General features: G+C 37.9%; 14 protein-coding genes. 8 read left to right on the forward strand and 6 right to left on the reverse strand.

All coding sequences use genetic code 11. The annotated features are described in order from the left end of the window. Positions 1–34 precede the first annotated feature (34 nt). Entirely contained in the window at positions 35–1,132 is a 1,098-nt protein-coding gene (locus tag V7077_RS06485; protein WP_335499593.1) for a hypothetical protein, read from the reverse strand. 120 nt (positions 1,133–1,252) lie between these two features. Next, positions 1,253–2,662 carry a PLP-dependent aminotransferase family protein gene (locus tag V7077_RS06490; protein WP_335499595.1) on the reverse strand — a complete coding sequence of 470 codons (1,410 nt, stop codon included), beginning with the start codon at positions 2,660–2,662 and terminating at the stop codon, positions 1,253–1,255. A 119-nt stretch (positions 2,663–2,781) separates the two neighbouring features. Between V7077_RS06490 and gabT the strand changes: the two genes are divergently transcribed. The 3 genes from gabT (at position 2,782) to V7077_RS06505 (ending at position 6,138) form a co-directional block, all read left to right on the forward strand. After that, positions 2,782–4,083: a 4-aminobutyrate--2-oxoglutarate transaminase gene (gene gabT / locus V7077_RS06495; protein ID WP_335499597.1), complete on the forward strand. Its 1,302-nt coding sequence runs from the start codon at positions 2,782–2,784 to the stop codon at positions 4,081–4,083. 74 nt (positions 4,084–4,157) lie between these two features. Continuing rightward, the gene (locus V7077_RS06500; RefSeq protein WP_335499599.1) at positions 4,158–5,549 is read left to right on the forward strand and encodes an NAD-dependent succinate-semialdehyde dehydrogenase; all 1,392 of its coding nucleotides are present in this window, start codon (positions 4,158–4,160) and stop codon (positions 5,547–5,549) included. A 280-nt stretch (positions 5,550–5,829) separates the two neighbouring features. Continuing rightward, positions 5,830–6,138, forward strand: coding sequence for a DUF3870 domain-containing protein (locus tag V7077_RS06505; protein WP_335499601.1), 309 nt, complete (start codon positions 5,830–5,832; stop codon positions 6,136–6,138). A gap of 42 nt (positions 6,139–6,180) precedes the next feature. Here V7077_RS06505 and V7077_RS06510 read toward each other — a convergent pair whose 3' ends face one another. The 3 genes from V7077_RS06510 to V7077_RS06520 form a co-directional block, all read right to left on the reverse strand. After that, a complete protein-coding gene (locus V7077_RS06510; RefSeq protein WP_335499603.1) occupies positions 6,181–7,392 on the reverse strand; it encodes an acyl-CoA dehydrogenase family protein in 1,212 nt (403 codons plus the stop codon). A gap of 20 nt (positions 7,393–7,412) precedes the next feature. Then, on the reverse strand, positions 7,413–8,600 hold the full coding sequence (locus V7077_RS06515; RefSeq protein ID WP_335499605.1) for a CaiB/BaiF CoA transferase family protein: 1,188 nt from the start codon (positions 8,598–8,600) through the stop codon (positions 7,413–7,415). 375 nt (positions 8,601–8,975) lie between these two features. Further along, entirely contained in the window at positions 8,976–10,823 is a 1,848-nt protein-coding gene (locus tag V7077_RS06520) for a sigma-54 interaction domain-containing protein (RefSeq protein WP_335499606.1), read from the reverse strand. Positions 10,824–11,118: 295 nt separating this feature from the next. On the opposite strand from V7077_RS06520, the gene V7077_RS06525 reads away from it, so the two are divergent. The 5 genes from V7077_RS06525 (at position 11,119) to V7077_RS06545 (ending at position 16,899) form a co-directional block, all read left to right on the forward strand. Next, a complete protein-coding gene (locus V7077_RS06525; protein ID WP_335499608.1) occupies positions 11,119–12,105 on the forward strand; it encodes a heme-dependent oxidative N-demethylase family protein in 987 nt (328 codons plus the stop codon). A gap of 25 nt (positions 12,106–12,130) precedes the next feature. Continuing rightward, positions 12,131–12,649 carry a dimethylamine monooxygenase subunit DmmA family protein gene (locus V7077_RS06530; protein ID WP_335499610.1) on the forward strand — a complete coding sequence of 173 codons (519 nt, stop codon included), beginning with the start codon at positions 12,131–12,133 and terminating at the stop codon, positions 12,647–12,649. Positions 12,650–12,706: 57 nt separating this feature from the next. After that, positions 12,707–13,681, forward strand: a complete 975-nt coding sequence (locus V7077_RS06535) for a PDR/VanB family oxidoreductase (RefSeq protein WP_335499612.1) — start codon at positions 12,707–12,709, stop codon at positions 13,679–13,681. Between the two features lie 63 nt (positions 13,682–13,744). Further along, positions 13,745–15,241, forward strand: a complete 1,497-nt coding sequence (locus V7077_RS06540; RefSeq protein WP_335499614.1) for an aldehyde dehydrogenase family protein — start codon at positions 13,745–13,747, stop codon at positions 15,239–15,241. Positions 15,242–15,363: 122 nt separating this feature from the next. After that, positions 15,364–16,899, forward strand: coding sequence for an APC family permease (locus tag V7077_RS06545; protein ID WP_335499616.1), 1,536 nt, complete (start codon positions 15,364–15,366; stop codon positions 16,897–16,899). A 482-nt stretch (positions 16,900–17,381) separates the two neighbouring features. Here the strand turns inward: V7077_RS06545 and add are convergent, their stop codons facing one another. Further along, positions 17,382–18,374 (reverse strand): adenosine deaminase, encoded by a 993-nt coding sequence (add, locus tag V7077_RS06550; protein ID WP_335499618.1) that lies wholly within the window; start codon positions 18,372–18,374, stop codon positions 17,382–17,384. Positions 18,375–18,437: the final 63 nt, after the last annotated feature.

Below are 18,437 nucleotides of genomic sequence, written 5' to 3' on the forward strand. Positions count from 1 at the left end.
AAGTACTATCATCATGACAATAATTCGGCGATTTTCATTTGCTAACCGAACTTTTCTGCAATGGAGCGGAAAGCTTTTTATTCGTCACCATGCAATGTTTTAAACAAAGAAAAAGTTCGAAAACACCAAGGATGATTATGACCCAAATCCCACTTGTGATGATCGCGTTCCGAATTAAGGATAGAAAATAGTGATTTGGTGCACTTTGGAATGTAATGGTGTAAAACATGCCAAAGGTAAAAATTCGGCTCCATTGGCTGACATCGTAAACCAGCATTCCCTTTTTCATTCCATAATACTTTATTCGATTAAATAATCGATACACTTCAATTAATTCAATAAATAGGAAAACAATGGCAGCCAAAACCCAAATAAGAACAACGCTATGTTTACTTAGTACATGGGAAACCACACATGCAAGTCCCGTAATAGACAAGGCACCATGCAAAATGCAATTTGTATTATTCCAATCTGTTTTGATCGTCCAAGAATCAGTTGTAACATACCTCTTAATAATATAAAAAGCGCTAATAAGGTAAAAACAAATTCCTAAAATAATTAGAAAGACATCAACTTCAAAGGGAACATTTTGATTGATCGTACTTATTAACAAAACAATGGATTGTGTGCTGACTGTTGTTAACAAAAGAATACCATGAACATTTTTGGAAAGGTTGTTTTGATGTAACTCATATAACGCCCTCACACTTCCACCTATGTAAAGAATCCATAAAATGATATTTATAAACAAAAGGATTTGCGAAATAAAAGACCAATCAATAAATTCTTTATAAATAAGGATTCCGGTAATGGATGTCCCGGCAACCCAGGTGCCAATCCCAAAACGGTTTATTGGATTTGAATAATGAACAGATTTGAATTTTTTATTAAAATAGGACAAAAGGAACGAAAAGGAAAAGGATATCCACAGGGCTAAGATAATGATTGATAGGATCTCCCCTGCTTTCCCATAGAAAAAACGATTTCCAAAAAAGTTTGTAAAGACACCTTGAATAATGATTCCAAATGCCATAACTACTGCCATCGTGGAAGTGTGGATATATATTTTTTTTGAAAAAACTAAAAAGATTCCAATAGAAGAAAGAACTAGTAAAATCACATAATATAACACAATCGTCACCTTACAGATATTTTATTCATCCACTTAATTGTAACATTTTTACGAAATATTTCATTATACTATGTGATTTTTATCATTGAAAAGTGCTGTAAAAGGTTCATTTTTTTAAATTTAATGAAAAACATCATACAATCTCTCCACCGCCCCAGCTACATTTACCTCCCTAAGATTAGCAAATCCTAAAACTAAACTAATTCTGTTCTTGTAATTAACGCTCTTTTCTAACATAAAACGGCGCATTGAGTAAATTTCGAGCTTTAACCGTAAGGCGCTTTCTTCTATTTCCTGATACCCCTTCTCTGTATGAAAATGGGCTAGAAAATGAAGGCCTGCCGAAACATCTTCAATATCAATCTCCTCTCGGAAACGCTGTTGAAGCTCAGTGATTAACAATTTTCTTCGGGTATCATACTGATGGTTCATCCGTTTTACATGTCTAGCATATTCACCGCTTTCAATGAAAAACTGCAACGTGAATAACATAAGAGAGTTACTGTATTGAATAAAGTTAGAAAAATGCTCCCTGTATTCCCTTATGAACTCAGGTGGCAAAACCATATAACTAATCCGCAGGCCTGGCAGTACTGTTTTTGAAAAAGTCCCCATGTAAATGACTCTTTGGTTTCGGTCTAAACTTTGCAAGGATGGAATATTGTCTGTTCCATATTTAAATTCACTATCATAGTCATCTTCAACAATGTATCTGTTTTCGCGTTGAGCTGCCCAGTTTAATAGCTCAATTCGTCGGGAGATTGGCATAATTTTACCTGTAGGGAATTGGTGGGACGGGGTGACAAACACCACATTTGCCTTTACTGATTCAAGTTCGCTCATCATTATACCTTGATCATCCAATGAAACAGGGTGGACAGGTATATTCATCTTTTTCAGAAGATGGTAAAAGCGGGCATACCCCGGGTTTTCGATTGCAACAACAGTTCCTTTGCTTTTCATTTCCATCAATTGACCTACCAATAACTGTGTTCCTGCTCCCATGATGATTTGCTCAGGCTCACAATTGACTCCCCGAGTCAAAGCAATCATGCGGCAAATCGTCTCCCTTACCACATATGGCCCTTGGGAATAAGACAATTCCGAAAGCTCTCTTTTATACGATTTAATTGCTTTCTCTTGACACTTCAGCCATTCTTTAAAAGGGAATAAAGAAGTATCTGTTGCCATATGGGACAGTGAAAGCCACCCATCTCTGTCGACAGGTTCCTCCTTTAATTCAGGTGGCAGCTTTTGGTTCCAATGTGTCTTTTGTTCAATAAACTTAGTAATATTTTCAACAAAGTATCCACTTCGTTCAATCGAATAGATATACCCCTCAGCAAGCAGTTGTTCATAGCCAAAACTGACCGAATTAATACTAACATTTAATTGTTCAGCTAATGACCTTTTTGAAGGAAGCTTTTCATTTGATTTTAGCTTTCCTGTTAATATATTTTCTTTGATCCTTTCGTATATTTGTTGGTAAATATAATTCGAATCCCTCTGTTTATCGATCAGAATGAACATACTATTACTCCCCATCTGGTATCTTTTTTTTTTCAATTTTGGTACTTTTCATTATACCAGATTCCTGAGATACTTTTCTTATAATTCATATTCAGAAAGTAAACAAAGGGGCGATCAGGATGCCAGTTTCTTATTCACAAACCGCAGAATTACAAGAAAAAAGAAAAAAATTTGTTCCGAAGGGTGTAAGCAACGGCAATTTAAACTTTGCCCTGCATGCCTCCGGGGCAACCGTAACAGATATTGATAACAAAGAATGGATCGACTTTGCAGGTGCAATTGGGACGTTAAACGTAGGCCACAGTCATCCAAAGGTAACCGAAGCGGTCAAGAACCAAGTAGATAAGTTTTTACATCCTGGATTCAATGTCATCATGTATGAAAGTTATATCAATCTTGCTGAAAAGCTATGCCAAATCATCCCCGGAGATTTTGACAAACAAGCAATTTTCTTTAACTCAGGTGCAGAAGCAGTGGAAAATGCAATTAAAATTTCCCGTCGTTACACGAAAAGACCCGCAGTTGTTTCGTTTGTCCGCGGCTACCATGGACGAACTAACTTAACAATGGGCATGACAAGCAAGGTAAAGCCGTATAAATTTGGGTTTGGCCCCTTTGCTCCGGAAATCTACCAAGCACCATTTCCGTACATGTACCATAAACCAGCCGGGATGACTGAAGAAGAATATGTGGATCAGGTTATTTCAGACTTTGAAGATTTCTTTATCTCAACAGTTGCACCGGAAATGGTTGCCTGTGTAGTCATGGAGCCTGTTCAAGGTGAAGGCGGTTTTATTATTCCACCGAAAAAGTTTATGCAAGCTGTGAGCCGTTTTTGCAGGGACAATGGAATTGTGTTTGTAGCAGATGAAATTCAAACTGGATTTGGCCGAACTGGAAAATTATTTGCCATCGAACATTTTGATGTAATTCCTGATTTAATCACCGTTTCAAAATCGCTGGCTGCTGGTCTGCCGTTAAGTGGTGTAGTCGGAAAAACGGAAATTCTAAATGTTACGGATTCAGGTGAGCTTGGCGGTACTTATTCGGGGAGTCCTGTCGCCTGTGCTGCAGCTCTAGCCGTTATTGATATTGTGGAAGAAGAAAATTTAGTGGAGAAAGCTGAAATCCTTGGGCAAAAAATTGAAGCGAAATTGCAAGACCTCTGCTCAAAACATGACTTTGTTGGAGATATTCGCCGTTTGGGTGCGATGGTTGCTTGTGAGATAGTGGAAGACCGCTTCAGCAAAAAACCAAACAAGACGAAAACATCACAGATTGTTAAATATGCAAACGATAATGGACTATTACTTCTTTCAGCCGGCATAAAGAGCAATGTAATTCGTTTCTTAGCCCCATTAGTGATTACAGAAGAAGAATTAGCAAAAGGATTGACGATTTTGGAAAAGGCTTTTGAATAAGAATTAGAGACACACCCGGTCCGAAATTTAATGGATCGGGCTTCCTTCATAAAAGTATTGGGTGGTGTTTATAAATGGCAAATCTATTACAAGTGAAGAATCCGGCAACAGGTCAAGTTATTAAAGAAATCCGGATAAATTCAGAAGAAGAAATCAAGCAAGCATTAAAAGCCGGGCATGCCAGCTTTAAAAAATGGGCAAAGGTTAATGCCCATGAGCGTTCCCGATTATTAAGAAACTGGTCACAAATCATTCAAGAGCATAAAGCAGAAATCGCTGAAATCATGACTTTGGAAAATGGCAAGCCGTTGAGTGAATCACTCGGTGAAGTCGATTATGCCACTAGCTACATTGATTGGTATGCTGAAGAAGCAAAACGGATCTACGGAAGAACGGTCCCTTCGTCTTCTGAAACAAAAAGAATCGCTGTTACCAAACAGCCGATTGGTTTAGTGGCTGCGATTACGCCGTGGAATTTCCCAGCGGCGATGATGACAAGGAAAGCAGCACCTGCTTTGGCTGCAGGCTGCCCTTTTATTGTAAAACCGGCAGCCGAAACACCTCTAACAACAATTAGATTAATTGAACTTGCCCACGAAGCAGGAATTCCTACTGATGTCATTCAATGTGTAAATGGTTCTGGCTCGATGGTCGGCGACCTGTTTACAAGCAGTGAATACGTTCGTAAAATTACGTTTACTGGATCTACTGCTGTCGGAAAGCAATTAATCAAAAACAGCGCTAATACGGTGAAGCATGTAACGATGGAATTAGGCGGGCACGCTCCTCTTATCGTTGCCGAAGATGCGGACCTGGATTTTGCTGTCGAGCAAACGCTCCTCACTAAGTTTCGGAACGCCGGACAAACATGCGTATGTGCAAACCGGATTATTGTCCATGAAACGATTGTTGAGGCTTTCTCTGCCAAATTAGCTGAAGCCACGAAAAAATTAAAAGTTGGCAATGGTCTCGAAAAAGATACCCAGGTGGGACCTATTATTAACGAAAAGGGCTTCAACAAAATCGTCGACCAAATTAATGATGCAATTGATAAAGGGGCAATGGTCCTGGCTGGAAATCAATTCAACGCCGATAAGGAACAAGGTTATTTCTTCGTCTCCCCTACTGTCTTATTAAATGTTACGCTTGATATGAACATTATGCAGGAGGAAACGTTTGGTCCGGTCGCTCCGATTATTGCCTTTAAAGATTTAGAGGAAGCAATAGAGATCGCCAATAGTACCCCATATGGTTTAGCTGCCTATTTCTTCACCAATAACTATAAAACCGGAACCTATTTGAGCGAAAATCTGGACTTTGGCATTGTCGGCTGGAATGACGGAGCACCATCCGGAGCCCACATTCCATTCGGCGGCATGAAGGAAAGTGGAATTGGCCGCGAAGGCGGAATAGAAGGGATTGAGCCCTACTTGGAAACTAAATATTTATCGATAGGAAATCTTTAGAGACTCTCAACAAAAAGATTTAATACATTTTTAACTTGGCAAAAAAGACCTCCAAATTTTGGAGGTCTTTCTGCTCATGTTCAAACAGCTAATAATATTATTGTGTACCTTCTTAAGAAGTAATCGTGATTGTTTTTATGGTGGTAAGAAATTCTTTCCCCGCCTGCCCTTGTTTCCTTGAATGTGAACTTGATGCTTTCATTCCGCCAAATGCTCCTATGGTTCCATTTTTACACCTTTTATATTATTCTAAAAATAAATGGATTAGGGAGTGGGATGAGTGAATACAATTTTTATTGCCGGACATGCCAAGCTGCCAACAGGTATGGCTGCAAAAAATGTTTTCGAAACGTTAACAATTACTGCAGAAATCGATAAACATTATGGAGTAATTGTGGATGCTTCTTGTACATTGGCTACTGAACATGGGAGGGATTTTATCAACAGGCTCCTCAAAGGTCATAGCTTACGGAATGGTATCGAACTCCCTCTCGATCAATTAAAAACAGGTTATTTTGGAAAAGCAAATAATGCCCTGATTGCCGCCTTAAAAGACTTATATAAACAATATGAATCACTTACTAAATAAATTATCGTTTCTAAGTAAGGGCTCCAATGAGGAGCCCTCCTGTTAACTGTTCTTTACAGTTTCCTTTTCAAATGGCCAGGCTGGCAGCCCCCTGTTTAATACTTTATCCTCCCTGTAACCAAGTACGTATTCTGCCTGCATAATGGTATGAATTTCCCTAGTACCTTCATAAATAACGGGTGCTTTTGAGTTTCTTAAGAATCGTTCAACAGGGTATTCACTGGAATAGCCGTATGCCCCATGAATTTGTACGGCATCGTCGGCCGCTTTATTGGCAAAATCACATGCCTGCCATTTTGCAAGTGAGGTTTCCCTAGTATTCCGCTTCCCTTGATTTTTTAGCTCGCCGGCCCGATAAACCAATAAACGGCTCATTTGCAATCCCGCCTCCATGTTGGCAATCATTTGCTGAACCAGCTGGTGTTTTCCAATTTCTTTACCAAATGTTTTTCGTTCATGACAATACTTTACACTTTCCTCTAAACTTGCCATAATCAGACCAACAGCTCCTGCGGCAACCGTAAAGCGGCCATTATCAAGTGCGGCCATGGCAATTTTGAACCCTTCGCCCTCTTTGCCTAGTAAATTTTCCTTTGGAACTCTTACCTGGTCAAAGAACAATTCACCTGTATTGCCAGAACGGATTCCTAATTTCCCTTTTATTGCTTTAGAAGAAAAGCCAAGCATGGTTCGCTCCACGATAAATGCGGAAATCCCGTGATGTTTTTTGTCTTTATCTGTATAAGCAAATACGATAAAATGATCGGCAATATCACATAAGGATATCCAGGTTTTTGACCCATTTAGAATATAATCATCGCCATCCCTAATGGCCGTTGTTGAGAGCGATGCCACGTCTGAACCAGCCCCTGGTTCTGTTAATCCAAAGGCAGCGATTTTTTCGCCTTTGGCCTGCGGAACGAGATATTTTTGCTTTTGTTCCTCAGTTCCCCACTGCAATAGAGTTAGGCTATTTAACCCGATATGAACGGATACGGCCGTACGAAAGGCTGTGTCGCCTCTTTCCAGTTCTTCACAAACAATGGCAAGGGAATTATAATCCATACCGCTGCCGCCATATTTTTCAGGGATACACACCCCCATCAGATCTAATTCACTTAAACGCTTCCAAATAATAGGATCAAAATGTCCTTGTTCATCCCATTGTTTCATATTTGGGATAATTTCCTTATCGACAAAACTCCTCACCATTTTTCTTAACATCTCTTGCTCTTCAGTGAAATCAAAATTCATAGCTAATACCTCCTGGTTTTTTAAATGATTTTATTTTCTTTTAATTGTGTAATTTCCTCTAAAGAGAACCCTGCTTGTTGAAGAACTTCACTGTTATGTTCCCCTGCCATCGGAGGGTGTCGTTCCATTTTCACCTTTGTTCTTGATAATTTAATAGGTGAACCGACAAGTTTTACTAACCCTGCTTCCGGATGATCGACTTGAACGACCATTTCACGAGCGGTAACCTGCGGATGGTCAAATACTTGATCTATTGAATGAATGGGACCACATGGGATATTTTTTTTCGATAATAGCTCTATCCACTCATCAACAGATTTCGTTAGCAGCAGACTTTCCAAAATTCTTGTAAGTTCTTCTTTATTTTTAACCCTAGCCTCATTTGTACGAAATTTTTCATCCTCCCCTAGCTCCCTATCTCCCACCACTTCACATAATGTGGTAAATTGCCGATTGTTCCCTACTGCAATAATGATTTCACCGTCTAATGCCTGAAATTTGGAATATGGGACGATATTAGGGTGATCATTTCCGATTCTTCGTGGAACATTTCCTGAAATTAGATAATTGCTGGCCACATTTGCAAGCGAACTAATTGCTGTATCCATCAGTGACATGTCAATTTTTTGACCCTGACCGGACTTTTCCCTTTCATACAAGGCTGCTTCAATGGAAATGGCAGAATACAAACCTGTCAAAATATCAACCATTGCCACACCTATTTTTATAGGACCACTTTCCTCACTCCCCGTTATACTCATCAGTCCGCTCATACCTTGGATAATATAGTCATATCCGGGTAAATGCCGGAACGGCCCCGTTTCCCCGAATCCAGTAATGGAACAATATACTAACTGCGGGTTCATTTTTTTCAAAGAGTTATAGTCCAGGTTCCATTTTTCCATAGAACCTGTTTTGAAATTGTGTATAAGAACATCTGCATCTTTAGCCAGTGTCCGAATAATTTCCCTTCCTTCTTCTGTTTTCAGATTGACCGTGATGCTGCGTTTATTTCGATTGGCACATAAATAATAGGCACTAACCCCATTTTGAAACGGAGGCCCCCAGCTTCTCGTCTCATCGCTCCCCCCAGGGCCTTCCACTTTAATGACATCTGCGCCGAGGTCTGCTAAAATCATCGTACAATGAGGGCCAGCCAGCACCCTTGTTAAATCTAATACTGTTACACCTTCTAATGCTCCTCCCATACTGCCTCCTCCACTTATTAAAAATTTCTTTACAATAACATAAAAAGCCAGCCCAAATACACACAGTTGTGTTTTGGACTGGCTTATGCTCCATTTAAACCAACCTGCAAAGGCCGGGAGTGGAAACTTATCAGTCAATAGAATAAATGTTTAGATGTTTGCTTCACTGCCTTCAGCTGTTTAAGCGGATAGGATGAAGCTTATACCCATTTTATAATAGTTTTCAGAATAGTTCAAGTATTTTTTATTAGACAGTTTTGCACTGTCATTACTAAATTGTGTCCTAGCATTGAAAAGTAATGAATTTTGATTGTTGGTCCTTATAAGAATAAGGGATTGGACAAGATTGACTTAAAAAAAGATTCAAGGATTATTTTACATATTCTCTATTTTCTTTAACTCTGTTTCGATATACGATCTGCTATGGTCAAACCCGATAATGGCCAAAACGTTACCGTTATGATCCGTTAAAGGAGCAAAGCTTGTTTTCCATTCTCCATAAATATCTTCATATAAAGAAGTTACCCCTGCTTTCCCTTCCATCGCCTCTAATGCTACTTCCATCATTTCAGGTGGTCCCTCATAAATATGTCCAGGTGGAATCACAAAATCTTCACTGGCTACAATCGTCTGCATTTTATTATTATCTAAAACTTTAAAAATATATACCCACTCAATGATTCCTTCTTGTTCACGTATTTTCGTTAATTTTTTCTGAACATTTTTATAGGTTTGGTTGGATGATGGTGGCATACTTGGATTCACTAATTCAAAGATTTCTTCTGGAAGAATAACAGTAGACGTAACAATCGCCATGGATCGTAATTGTTTATTTAAATGTTCTTCAAGTATTTTTCTTTTATTTTGAGGAGAAAGAATTTTGTGTTGCATTTTCTCGCGGATTTTTTTATATTTTCTACTCATTGTAGGTTGACTGATATCCAGAACTTTTGCTGCGAGCTTAACAGATTTATATTTATCGATGGCCATTTTAATTAATTGTTCTTCAATCAAATCCACAGCTTCTTGCAGTGGCATAATGTGATGAATCATAGGAGGTTCCTTTACAGCAGTCTTCTTGGGAATGTATTTGTAAACTAAACTTGAGTCAACGTCAATTTCTTTACTAGTCACAACGATTCGTTCAATTGTATTCTCTAATTGCCGAACATTTCCCGGCCAATCGTAAATACATAATAAATCAATTGCATCTGGTAAAATATTGATATTTCTTTGGTATAACGCTTTATATTTTCCTACGAAATGATAAATTAAGTAAGGAATCTCTTCTGTTCTTTCCCTCAATGAAGGGATTTCAATTGGTACTACATTTAAACGATAATATAAATCTTCTCTAAATCGTCCCTCTTTGACCATTTTTTCTAATGATTGATTCGTTGCAGCTATTATTTGGACATCAATATGAATCGGTTTTGAACTTCCTAATGGTGTGACTTCTTTTTCCTGTAAAATCCGCAATAGCTTTACTTGTAAGTTCAGTGGTAATTCGGCAATCTCATCAAGAAAAATAATCCCTTCATTTGCTAATTCAAATTTTCCGGGAGCACCATTTTTGTTTGCACCACTAAATGCCCCGCCGACATAACCGAACAATTCACTTTCTAATAAATTTTCCGGAATGGCACCACAGTTCACTGCAATAAATGGTTTAGAGCCTCGATTTCCTAATTGATGAATGGTTTTAGCAATCATTTCTTTTCCTACACCTGACTCCCCTAATAAGAGAACTGTTGTTGAAACTTTTGAAACCATTTCAATTGTGTGAAATACATCTTTCATTTTTTGACTATGAACGACCATGGAAGGCGTTTGTTTTATATCCGGCTCTTCGTTTGTTTCATTAGTAACCATTAACGGGTCGGAGATACTTTTTAATCCCCATACCATTAACTCTTCGCTAGGACCATTTGATTGGAACACAGTTATTAGAATCGTACTGCCATTCCAAGCCTTTAATTGAAGCGAATGTACCTCTTTATTTAATAATTGAAAAATCAAATCTCCAAAGAATGCAATTTCCTCTAAATCAGTAAATGTTCTTCCTATCAGTGTGGTAGAGTTTGTTGACCAAAAATTTTTCAATTTTCCACTACGAAATAAAATTGTTCCCTTTACATTCGTTACAATCATTTCATCATAAATAGATAGAAAACTAGATTGATAAGCTTGTAGTAGTTGATCATTTGTCAAAATCATAGACATCACACATTTAACCCTTCATTCGATTTACTTTTAAAATTTCGGATTATTCAAAATAAATTATTTCATATTTGAATAAAGATTTCAATTTTGAATTTGATAAAAATATTAAATATTAATTTGTGGCTATTTTGTGAATGTTTTTTATTTGGCATGAAACTTGCTAATAGTTATAACAAAGGTTTAGAAAAGTGAAATGGCACTATTTATTTCCTGTACTGCAAGTAAAATGAATCAACTTCCAACAATCCAATCTGAAAATGAGATGATTGTTGAAAAATTAAAGGAGGAATTTATCATGTACAAATCTACTAATTTGGATTTATTTCCGTATCCTTTCCGAAACATTAAAGAAGGTACCAACTATCGCTATTCAAATGACCTAAAAAAACTTGAAAAGCATGAACAAAATTGTATTGTAATAACACCAGAATATAAAAAACAAATAAAAAGAAAAAGGGAATTACTTAAGGAACAACCAGAAGTAAGATTCCAATCATATCCACATACAATGGAAATGCAATGGGAAGTAGCAGAAATGCTGATTAATATGGCGGTTGAACGCTACCCGATGCATTTCCAAGTAGAAAAGGACGGTAATCACTGGACTTTTCATAACTCCATCTTGAATGAAACGGAAACTTTTATAATTGGTGATGCATCCAGCATCGAGCTTGAGCCACTTGATTTAATTGGCCGTCATTTCGCCACTGACTTTGTATTAATGGTTCTTCGGGATGACAATCTTTATTTGGAAGTTGCACAAGAATCCTATGCTGCATTATTCTCCCCTCACTGGAATAAAGGAATGTCCTTTGATGAAATTCATGGACCTGTTCCGTTTGTGTCACGTACAGGTGTACCGCTGGCCGAAAGAGTTCGTAATTTCTTAATACGCAATGTTTTACCGGGTGAGCCATGGACCCGAATCAACTGGAATTTAATGGCCAACCGTTGGGATGTAAACTATGAAACATTTGATACATGGGGACCAACACGCTCCCTAGTTACCTCAGAAAATGCCGGTGAACTAGTAAGACTTCGTGTAGAAGAACAATTTTTCTATCGTATGCCAAGGAGTAATGCGATTTTATTCGTATTAAATACTCAATTCCTGCCAATGGAGGATTTGGCATTACGACCAGAATGGCTTGAGCAAACATACTCTATTCTCTCAGATATCCCTAAACCAATGGCTGATTATAAAGGATTTACCCCGTTTATCGAACCTACAGTAGAATATCTGAAAAACTTGGTTGAAAAAGTAAAATTACACTCTAACTAGGGAGCAATAATTGGAGGTATGTAAAGTGGTATACAACAGCCCGGTATTATTCGATCAATCAGAAACAATTGTTGAAAAATTCACGGTAAGACATGATAGGAGAAAATTGCTGATTATTTCTGCAGAACAAAGAGAAGCAGGCACAATCCAACAATTTACGAATGAAATAAATGGCCTAAAAGAATATGAACTTATTGAAATCACTGATGAATTACTATTAAAGAACATTAGCGAAGGATTAGATCGTCAAAAAATGGGAACACAGCTTTACATTTCTGCTAAATGGGATGATGCCGTTACTATTTTTTCAGCAGCAATTGAGGCTGGTTTTTCAGAAGATGAGATTCAAACATTTATTTCTGGCGAAAAAAGACGATATGTTTATTGTATCAAATGCTATCACCTTCAAGAAGTTGAGACCAAAGAAACAGATACGATTTGTTATCATTGCCAAATCAGTTTGGAAATAGGTCCCTTTTTCTCAAGAGAGCGAAAAGGTTATATTGGATATCCTTATAATCCTGCTTTTGTAACATCAAATTAAAAATTACCTGAGAAGTAAAAAATTTTTATAATAGTCATAATGATAGGAGTAATGTGTATGAGAGCATTCGGAAAGATTAAAGTTTCCGTAGGAAAGATAGTGCAGGAAACAAAAACGGTAAAGCGCTTCCACTTGTATCCGGTTGATCTAGAATTACTGCCTGCATTTACTGGTGGTTCCCATATCGCAACTTATGTAAATACTGGTAATGACATTATTGAAAGGAATTACTCACTTGTTAGTCATCCAACTGACCGTACACATTATGCGATTGCCATTCGCAAGGATGAACATTCAAAAGGAGGATCTATTTACTGGCATGATGAAGTCGAAGTGGGTGATCAGTTAGAAATCAGTTGGCCTAAAAATCATTTCCCACTGGCTTTCAAATCAGCTAAACATCATGTGTTTTATGCAGCTGGAATCGGTATTACGCCATTTATAACCATGATGGAAGATTTAACAGCTGAAGGTAAATCATTTGAATTGCATTATGCTGCAAGAACAAAAGAAGACTGTGCCTTTTATGATTATTTAAATGCAAAATATCCTGGAAAATGTCATTTCTATTTCTCGAGAAGGGAAAATCCTACTAAAATGACGCCTGTCACAATGGCTGAACATCGGATTGGCTCACATGTGTATTTCTGTGGACCAGTTTCAATGGTAAAAGAATTTCAGGCTGCAGCAGAAATCTATGGTTACCCAAGTCATTCCATTCATTTTGAGTTATTTGCTGCGACTGATGAAGGTCCCAAAAATCCTTTTATTGTAAAGTTAGCTGACAGCGATTTGAAGGTGGAAGTTTCAAAAGAAGAAACATTATTAGATGCACTTTTGAAAGCTGGGGTAGAGGCTCCCTATTCTTGTAAAGTAGGCGGATGCGGAAGCTGCGAAGTCCAGGTAGTTGAAGGGGAAGTTGATCACCGCGATCACTTCTACAAAGATGAGGAAAGATGGACAAAGAAAATTATTTTAACTTGTTGCTCAAGAGCAAAAGAATCTGAAAAAGAGCTCATTTTAAACCTTTAATATAGCCTTTACTCATTATTAGTTTAATATCCTTAAAATCCAGTATAATAGGAGGCAATTCTTATGACAACTACCACTCAAGTATTAGAATTAAAAATGTTTATTAATGGTGAATGGAGACTTTCTAGTAATCCAGATACCAATAAGGTGATTAATCCGGCGAATGGTGAATTAATTGCTATAGCTCCCAGAGCTACAGTTGAAGAAACCAAAGAAGCCATTAAAGCGGCAAAAGAAACGTTTGAAAGTGGGGTTTGGTCCAATCTAAGTGCACAAGAACGTGCGGATTACCTATTGAAAATTGCTGATAAAATTGATGAAAACCACGATGAACTAGTAGAACTTGAGGTAAAAGATAATGGAAAAATTAAAGCGGAAGCTGATATTGATATAAGTGATGCTGCTTCTTGTTTCCGCTATTATGCTGGCCTCATTAGGACCCCAGATGGACTAACATATCATGTTGCCGATCCAATGCAAGCTATGGTAGTACGTGAACCAGTAGGGGTTACAGGGTTAATTGTTCCTTGGAATTTCCCATTCCTGATGAGCGTCTGGAAATTTGCTCCTGCTTTAGCGGCTGGGAATACGATTGTATATAAGCCAGCAGAAGTCACTCCGGTAACTGCAATGAAATTAGTTGAAATTATTGAAGAGGTCGGTGTCCCGAAAGGTGTTGTCAATTTAGTATTAGGTAAAGGCTCTGTAATTGGCGAAGTAATCGCAGCCAGCCATGATGTAGATATGGTTTCATTTACAGGAAGCACTGAGGTAGGAAGAAGTATCATGCGTAACGCTGCAGGCAATTTGAAAAAAATCTCCCTTGAATTAGGTGGAAAGTCACCAAATATTATATTTGCCGATGCTGATTTTGAAGCCGCTGTTGATCATGCATTACTTGGCATTTTCTTTGGCTCTGGTCAGGTATGTTCAGCTGGGAGCAGGATTATTGTCGAAGAAAGCATTTATGATCAATTCGTTGAGGAGTTCGTAAGACGCGCCAAAGATATTAAAGTTGGACCTGGATTAGAAGAAGGTTCTGAAATGGGTGCCATTGTAAGTGAAGCACAGCTTGATACTATTCTAGAATATATCGAAATTGGTAAAAATGAAGGTGCAACATTAGCTTGCGGTGGAAATCGTGTTACAAAAAATGGCTTAGATAAAGGATTCTTTGTTGAACCAACCGTATTCATTAATGTATCTCCAGAGATGAGAATCGTAAAGGAAGAAATCTTCGGACCTGTTGCGGTTATTCAAAAGTTCAAAGATGAAGAAGAAGCAATTAAACTGGCAAATGACACAATTTATGGTCTTGCAGGCGGCGTCTTCACTTCAGACGGGGCAAAAGCACTACGTGTGATTAAACAAGTACGTGCTGGTATTACTTGGATTAATGCTTATGGACCAACCTACAACGAAGCGCCATGGCATGGATATAAACAAAGTGGAATTGGTTCAAGCCTTGGAACATTCGGATTAGATGAATTTCAAGAAGTGAAACAAATTAACATTAATCTTGCTGTAGGACCAACGGGCTGGTTTTCAAACAATAAATAGCTATCAAATTTAAAATTAAATACCTTTCTATCTAAGTAATGGTTGTGAATATTACAATAACTATATATTGACACAGTAATGGCAAATAGGAATATAACTACTTATTTAAGGAGGCTCAAAATATGCAAGAAAATCTGAACAACAAAAATGGCGGGTCTGCTTCAGAACATCATGATAGTGATACTGCGCAACTAGCATCGCTTGGATATAAATCTGAATTTCGTCGCGACATGAGTCCATGGGCAAACTTTTCACTTGGGTTCACTTATCTTTCTCCTGTAGTAGGTGTATACACACTATTTGCCTACGCACTTGCAGTAGGCGGACCACCAATGATCTGGAGTTTTGTTGTCGTTGGACTTGGACAATTACTAGTCGCACTTAACTTTAGTGAGATTGTTGCACAATACCCTGTTTCAGGGGGAGTTTATCCTTGGGCCCGAAGATTATGGGGGCGCAAGTGGGCTTGGATGACTGGCTGGGTTTACTTAATAGCTTTGCTTGTTACAATTGCCAGTGTTGTGTACGGAGCTGGACCTTTTCTAGGACAGATTTTAGGTTTTGAATCGTCTGTTGATACAACGATTATATGTGCTTTAATCATTCTTATTCTAGCGACTATCATTAATTTTCTTGGTACGAAGGTTCTTGCAACTGCAGCCATTATTGGTTTTGCTGCTGAGATTATTGGTGCGCTTGTAGTTGGTGGCTGGTTGCTATTAACAGAAAGACATCATGGTCTTGGTGTGCTTTTTGATTCTTTTGGTGCTCAGGGTAGCGGTAGTTATTTTGTTGCATTTGCAGCAGCTTCATTAATTGGAATTTTTCAATATTATGGGTTCGAAGCTTGTGGCGATGTAGCTGAAGAAGTCCCCAATCCAGGTGTTCTGATCCCGAAGGCAATGCGTCGTACGATTTACATTGGTGGTGCTGCCGCAACCTTTGTTTGCATCTCTTTAATCCTTGCCGTTGCTGATATCCCAGCAGTTATCTCTGGTGAGGACGTAACGCCTGTAGATACAATACTAAGCGATGCATTTGGCACTATTGGTGCAAAAATTGTACTGGGTGTTGTTGTGATTTCTTTCCTATCATGTGCTATGAGTTTACAGGCGGCAGCAAGCAGACTTGCTTATTCGTATGGACGCGATGATATGATCGTAGGAAGCCGATTATTAAAGAAGTTTTCTACTTCTCGGCACATCCCGCCATATGCCCTTCTTCTTGCGGCTTTTGCTCCTGCCATCATTGTGCTTGGATCAAAAGTGTCTACAGACGCGATTACAAAAATAGTCAGTTTTGCGGCTTTTGGCATTTATCTTGGATTCCAACTGGTTGTCTTTGCTGCACTGCGAGCAAGAATTAAAGGATGGAAGCCAAATGGCAAGTATCAATTAGGTAAGTGGGGACTGCCTATCAATATTGGTGCACTTGTTTACGGAATAATTGCTATGATTAACATGTGCTGGCCAAGAACGCCAGATGCACCATGGTATGATAACTATATCGTGCTCATTTCAGGAGTGGTAGTTGTTGTTACTGGATTAGTGTATATGATGATTCATCGCAGCTATGGACATAGCAGTATGCCGTATAATGATGCGATACCTAAAAAATATATTCCGAAGCAAAACGAGCCCAAAGACATATCAATGTAGGATGAATGAGTGTTACAGCGGTTACTTAAGAAGAGAAATCGTAGATAACTATTTTTTATATTGATTTTTTTAAAAAGTAGAGGACGGTAACACTATACTAAATAGGTTAAGGCTTTATGGAATATCTCCTGTCATCTCACCTCTACAATATCGAGATATGAGTGGTAAAGCGAACTTCCATTTTTCTAATTTGGAGGGCAATTTTGGGGGCTAAACATCAAAAAACGCCTTCAAATTCGAAATTTGGAGGCGTTTTTTGCAATTCAAGGTGATTTTATAGCATTTTTGTTTGAAGGCATTTATCTTTCTAAGGTTAGGTAAAAATCTATTTAAGTTGACTCTAATAAAATGTATGGTAAGCATGCGAAAATGGAGTAAATAATCCATAAATAGGATATTCTATAGACCACAAATTCACTACCTTTAGATGAATTTGTGGCCTTTGCTTTTTTTAAGAGAAAATCGCTAAAATTAATTTTCTATTAATATTGTGCCAAGCACCATTCTTTTGTTTTTTGGTCGGCAAAGGATGCTTCTACACTATTTGAATATATTTCTCGGTAATCCTTTTTACTTAGATTAAATTCTTTGTTAACTAAATGGATTTCTTTTGACATGGTAGTATCCGATACTGTTCTGTTATCCGTACTAATTGTCACTTTAATTCCATCTTTATGAAACTTATATATGGGATGTTCAGAATAATGCTGAACAGCTTTTGTTTGGACATTACTTGTTGGGCACATTTCAAGCACTACCTGTTTTTCTTTCACTTTCCTATAAGCCTCAGCACAATCTTTAATAAACACTCCGTGTCCTATTCTTTCAGCCCCCAACAATTCAACAGCTTCTAGGACGTTTTTACCTATACCTGTTTCACCTGCATGAATGGTGACTCTATAGCCATATTTTTTGGCTAGTGCAATTGGTTCTATGAATCTTTCACAAAAGCCTTCTTCTTCTGATGCACATAGGTCAATGGCTACTACACCTTTTCTTAGGAATCTTTTCCCTTTTTCAACAACCTCAAATGCACTTTCTACAGACATAGACCTCAAGCAAGACAGAATAATATTACCCTTTATTTCGTAACAGCTTTCTGCTTCCCTCATCCCCTCTATAACACTTTGAATAATTTCTTCAACCTCTAGACCTTTTAATGTGTGAAGCAATGGCCCAAATCTGACCTCCAAATATTTCACATTTTCTCTTGCCGCATCCTCAAAAAGCTCAAAAGTAATTCTTTTTAAGCTTTCCTTGGACTGCATGATCAAATTTGGAAGAGAAAATCTTTTTAAATATTCCTCGAGAGAGTCACATTCCACAGGAGCAATTAACTCCTTTTGCAACTCTTTTTCATCAAAAGAAGGTAACTGGATGCCCTCCTTTTGCGCAATATCAATAATGGTTTCAATCCTAACGCTCCCATCCAAATGACAGTGAAGTTCAATCTTTGGCAACTCTAAAAAGTTCATTTTTTACCTCCAAATATAGTTTTTATATTTAATACAGAATAAAAAAAATTCCTGATTACGAAG

The organism is Neobacillus vireti (genome assembly GCF_036962465.1).
Taxonomy (GTDB): Bacteria; Bacillota; Bacilli; order Bacillales; family Cytobacillaceae; genus Neobacillus; species Neobacillus vireti_B.

Coding starts and splice junctions, on each gene's coding strand:
- V7077_RS06490 (WP_335499595.1), bottom strand. CDS start 2,662: ATGTTCATTCTGATCGATAAACAGAGGGATTCGAATTATATTTACCAA.
- gabT (WP_335499597.1), top strand. CDS start 2,782: ATGCCAGTTTCTTATTCACAAACCGCAGAATTACAAGAAAAAAGAAAA.
- V7077_RS06500 (WP_335499599.1), top strand. CDS start 4,158: ATGGCAAATCTATTACAAGTGAAGAATCCGGCAACAGGTCAAGTTATT.
- V7077_RS06510 (WP_335499603.1), bottom strand. CDS start 7,392: ATGAATTTTGATTTCACTGAAGAGCAAGAGATGTTAAGAAAAATGGTG.
- V7077_RS06515 (WP_335499605.1), bottom strand. CDS start 8,600: ATGGGAGGAGCATTAGAAGGTGTAACAGTATTAGATTTAACAAGGGTG.
- V7077_RS06520 (WP_335499606.1), bottom strand. CDS start 10,823: ATGTCTATGATTTTGACAAATGATCAACTACTACAAGCTTATCAATCT.
- V7077_RS06525 (WP_335499608.1), top strand. CDS start 11,119: ATGTACAAATCTACTAATTTGGATTTATTTCCGTATCCTTTCCGAAAC.
- V7077_RS06535 (WP_335499612.1), top strand. CDS start 12,707: ATGAGAGCATTCGGAAAGATTAAAGTTTCCGTAGGAAAGATAGTGCAG.
- V7077_RS06540 (WP_335499614.1), top strand. CDS start 13,745: ATGACAACTACCACTCAAGTATTAGAATTAAAAATGTTTATTAATGGT.
- V7077_RS06545 (WP_335499616.1), top strand. CDS start 15,364: ATGCAAGAAAATCTGAACAACAAAAATGGCGGGTCTGCTTCAGAACAT.
- add (WP_335499618.1), bottom strand. CDS start 18,374: ATGAACTTTTTAGAGTTGCCAAAGATTGAACTTCACTGTCATTTGGAT.